This window comes from Paenisporosarcina sp. P4_D4 (assembly GCF_056401835.1).
On sequence record NZ_JBFUIO010000176.1, the window covers coordinates 1 to 3,262 of the forward strand.

At 35.2% G+C, this 3,262-nt stretch carries 3 protein-coding genes; 2 read left to right on the forward strand and 1 reads right to left on the reverse strand.

The window, feature by feature from the left end; genetic code table 11:
- Nucleotides 1–2,107, reverse strand: a 2,107-nt coding sequence (locus tag AC1DSL_RS16540) for an AAA family ATPase (RefSeq protein ID WP_477533037.1), incomplete at its 3' end; no start/stop codon positions are given.
- 307 nt (nucleotides 2,108–2,414) lie between these two features.
- Between AC1DSL_RS16540 and AC1DSL_RS16545 the strand changes: the two genes are divergently transcribed.
- A complete protein-coding gene (locus AC1DSL_RS16545; protein ID WP_477533038.1) occupies nucleotides 2,415–2,954 on the forward strand; it encodes a hypothetical protein in 540 nt (179 codons plus the stop codon).
- A 65-nt stretch (nucleotides 2,955–3,019) separates the two neighbouring features.
- Nucleotides 3,020–3,262, forward strand: a 243-nt coding sequence (locus AC1DSL_RS16550) for a hypothetical protein (protein ID WP_477533039.1), incomplete at its 3' end; no start/stop codon positions are given.

Sequence of the window (3,262 nt, forward strand, 5' to 3'; positions counted from 1 at the left end):
TGGATGAACCTTGTAGCTTATGAACAGTAGCTGCATATGCCATATCAATCTTATCCAACTCTGATTCCAATAATGGAATGACACCCTCATGTCCATCAAGGCGTATGAATACACGCTTGTTCTCAGTTTGAATCGTATCAATATATCCTAATGTACCATTGAAGAAATCAAAACGATAAGAAGCAAACATATCTTCAGATTCATCTTCCTCACTATTTAAGCTACTGTTTCCGTTCATTCTGTAATCTTCCATCATTTCATCGTGATGTTCAATGGAATCAAATTTCAACACATTGTAGGCATTTCCTTGTGTGATTATCTTATCACCTTCTCTAAACTCATATCCGTTACGATTTAAGAATGGTTTAGACATATCGTTGAAGATTCCTTGAAGATGATAATTAAGATTCTTCACACTCAAATCTCCTCTTGATTTATTTGCAACGATCACTTGGAAGTCATACATATCCTCTGGAGACTTGATACGCTCCTTATAAGCTAGTGCAATATTCAACAAGTCAGATACAATGCTATCCTTGTTCGCATAGCTAATCACTGTCTGATCTTGTAATTCACCAAAGGTTTCTTTTCCACTTGAGTTGTAGGGGAATACTTGTTCACCAATACGGATACTGTTAGCTAAACTTAGGATACCTGATTTAGCAGCTTGACGATGAACTTGTGTCAATTCAAACTTAGCAAAAAAGTCAGTGGATAATAAATCACGTAATACATCACCATATCCAATTGCAGGAAGCTGACCACTATCCCCTACAATGATTAGTTTAGTTCCATTCGCAACAGCCTTTAGCACACTAAGCATAAGAGGGATATTAATCATAGATACTTCATCAACTACAACTACTTGATACGGAAGGGGGTTCTCCTCCCCATGTACAAACTGACCGTCTTTCATTTTTAACATACGGTGAATAGTTGATGCTTCAATTCCACGTTGAGCCAATACATTTACTGCTTTACCTGATAATGCACATGTCATATAGCTGACACCATCTAATGAATCAATCAAACCTTTAACACTTGCAGACTTACCACTACCAGCAACTCCATTGAGTATCATAACACCATGCTGAGAGCCTTCTACAATTGCTTTGAACTGTTCATTAGTGAATGCGTAACCTTGTTCAGCTTCAGTCTTTCTAATGTTGAATTCAATGTTCTGTAAGTTTGGTGGAGTATAACTGTCACGAATACGGATTAATTCTTCAAGGACTGATATTTCTTTGGAGCGAATTGATGCTAACGATACAGCGTTTCCACTCTGATATATAATACTCTTTTTCATGTCTGCTAGGATTAAATCAATCTTACTCATAGGCATATTTAGTAAATCGCTACACGTTGCTAACAGGTGCTCACGGATTGACCAAGTATGACCATCATTCGCGTCTTCATTTAACGTGTATTTAAGACAAGCATGAATGCGTTGCTCATTATTTGGGTCGTCTCCTCTGTGCATTGCAATCGCATCCACAGTCTTGAATCCTAGTGATTTAATATCACACAACGAATAAATGTTTTCATCAATAGCTCTCAATGCCAGATCAGGATTTCCAAAATGGTCAAGTATCTTGTATAGCTTTGTGGAGGAAATACTCAAGTCACTTAATTTAGCAATCAGTACAGCCAATTGCATATTCTCTTGAATTTTCTCCTTTATTCTTATTAATGCTTTCGCTTTGATTCCTTTAGTCTTCTTAATATCTATGTTGCCAGCAAGAATGAAATCAACAAGTTTCTCTTTTGGATAAGCGTTTTTCAATGACTTGAAATGTGCATCACTTAATATTTCACGGAGAAACTTATCCTGTGCATCTTGTGTATCCAGTTTTTCTTCTTGTACTTTAAGAATCTTATAGAAGTTGCCGTATTTAGCATGGGAATACGTACCTTCAAACTTAATCGTATACTTCTCCCCTTCTGCTAATCTACGTGTATTCCCTTGAATCGAAAAGTTACCATACTTATTTTTCTCGACTTCTCGATTGTATTCTACTGTATCGCAACCGTAGATACCAAATCGTCTACCCTCGTCATAGTACACTTGCTTTGTGATGATGAGTTCCATTTCAAAAGTTTTCGTCATTTGTATTCTCCTTTTAATTATAATTTATTATTTAAATTAGCATGATCAAGATGATACCCACACTGGGATAAACATCTACACTCTATACTATATACCAAACTTTGGGATTTATCAATAAAATAATAAATTATAAAATAAATTAAAATATTTTCATATTTTAGTTGATAAATCTTAAAAAAACGTATATATAAAGTAGTGTAAGGACTTATTTGGAAAATGAGATAAATCATACATAAGTTCAATTACACCATATTGCAACCTCGAAAGGAGGACTGCATAACAGAGATAGAGTATCGGGGGAATGGATTTGGCAGGAATGAAAATTAGAGTAGACGATAGTAGCAACAGCTTATTCTTTAAAGACTTTACTCTTTCAGACATTAACGTAGTGAAACTACTTATTCAATACAGATACAAATACGATAACTATTTATACTCAGACAATAACAACTTCTTTAATGAAGCTGGTGAAATACAATCAATGAACGAAGAGATAATTCTAACTTACATCTCATTGGATCAAACAATTGTAGATTGCGACTTCTCACCAGAACAGTTGAAACTGATTGGATTGTATGAGCATGGGTTTACAGTGAGGGAAATGGCAAATGAATTAGGGTTGGGGTCTTACACTCATATAAAAAAGAAATTTAATACAATATGTAATCAGATTATCAAGCAAAATCTGTGGAATTGGCGTAAGACTCACTACCTTCACGGACTAGGATTAAAGAGTAAAAGGTGTAGTAAGTGTAAAGGTAACTTGCCTGCTACAGATGAGTTCTACAGTTTAAATAATGGCTCACAAGATGGTTATCACAGTCAGTGCAAAAAATGTAAAAAGTAGTTTGGGCGGAAAACATAGACAAATAGGTGTCCAAGGACACGAACTATATTAGAGGGAGTTATTATATGAAATTAAAATTCACGAATGGGAAGTCTTTTCTTCTTCCAGATAACATAGAACCATCAGTGCGACTAATTGAAGTTAACAAAGTGTTAGAGTCAGAACTTATTTTTGACGGTAGAAGCATGACAGTTGAAGGATACTTACGGGAAACTTGGAACAAGCCAACTACAATAACAACACTTGATCGAATTGGTTACTACTTAAGTAAAATGCCTGAACAAAATGGTCAGCATGACTTAGAAGTC